Here is a 1,450-nt window from a genome sequence, read left to right as displayed (position 1 = left end):
GGGTCTACACTTTCTGGTATTGGTGAATAACTAATACCGGTTTTTTGTCTGTTTTGAAAATCATAAAAATAAAAAAGGACATCTGTCCTCTTTGTGCTACGATTTAATCGCCAAAACAAATCGAAAAGAGGAAATTCAGATGTCCCTAACTAATTCTATCTTATGCTTATTCGAAATAACAGACCCAAACTTAATTGTCACTGGTATTTCTAAAGAACGGTGTTCCACAAACCAACGTATTCATGTCGTCCATGCAACTTTGTCTTATCAACTTTTAAAGTGCCCACATTGTGGCCATAAAAGCTTAATTAAAAACGGAACTCACATGAGTCACCTGCGTTTAGGAACCTTATCCGGTGGTCGTTACGAAATGCATTTAAAACGTCAAAGATACCAATGTAAAGATTGTTCAAAAACCTGTGGTGCTAAAACTAAGTTGGTTAATCGTAACGAAACTTTCACACATAATATCAAACATCAAGTGATCGTTTTGGCACGCGATATGTTGACGAGTAAAGAAATTGCTAAACTTTGTGGAATTTCGCCAAGCAGTGTTCAACGAATCCTAAATGCCAATATTCACTTAGCCTATCGTGTTAAACATCTCCCAGAGAATCTTTGCTTTGATGAATTTCGTTCCTGTAATCACTGGATGTCCTTTAATTGTTGCGATGCCGTTAGTCATCGCCGAATTGTTACTTTAAAAGATCGGCTAAGTAAAGATATCATTGACTACTTTGAAGCTCGTTTTTCGGTTCAAGAACGTGCCCAAGTTCAATCAGTGACGATTGACATGAATGCTGAATATGGCAGCTTCATTCATCGCTTATTTCCCAATGCGGCCACGATTATCGATCGTTTCCATATTATTCAACTGGCTGGGCGTGCCTTAGATAATGAACGCACGCAGACCATTCGTACTATCCAAGATAAGCATTCACGAATTTATCATATTTTAAAATCTCAATGGCGTTTATTTCATCTTGATGAAATAAAAGTTAATGATTCTAAGGCTGTTTATTTACGCGGAATTAACGAGTATATGACGCAACAAAACGCCATTGATTTAGCTCTAGACGCTTTTCCCAGATTTAGATCTGTGTATCAAACCTATCAAGGTATCTTAAGTGCCATACACCAAAAGGATGCTAATGCGTTCCAATCCTTACTTACTAACTACCAACCCACTAGTAATCAAATGGACATAACGATCAACACGTTTATCAAAAATGGTTCAGCCCTTCTAAACAGTTGTCGTTATCCATTTTCCAACGGTCCAATTGAAGGACTTAATCGTAAAATCAAGGCATTAAAGCGTAACTGTTTTGGTTTTCGAAATATTGACAACTTCTTTATCCGGATTAGTTTAATTCATGAGTAAACAAAAAGCACATTCACCGAAGTGAATGTGCCGTTCAAAATCTCCACCAATACGATTTGACAGAGACCC

At 37.2% G+C, this 1,450-nt stretch carries 1 protein-coding gene; it reads left to right on the top strand.

What is annotated here, in order from left to right:
* The first annotated feature begins 139 nt into the window (after positions 1-139).
* Complete coding sequence (locus EKM80_RS14770; protein ID WP_063697918.1) at positions 140-1,381, top strand: ISL3 family transposase; 1,242 nt, start codon at positions 140-142, stop codon at positions 1,379-1,381.
* Positions 1,382-1,450 lie beyond the last annotated feature (69 nt).

Origin of the sequence: Loigolactobacillus jiayinensis, from assembly GCF_003946445.1 — a bacterium.
Lineage (GTDB): Bacteria > Bacillota > Bacilli > Lactobacillales > Lactobacillaceae > Loigolactobacillus > Loigolactobacillus jiayinensis.
Note: the sequence above shows the minus strand (reverse complement) of the source record. Positions and strands in the feature narration are given on the sequence as shown.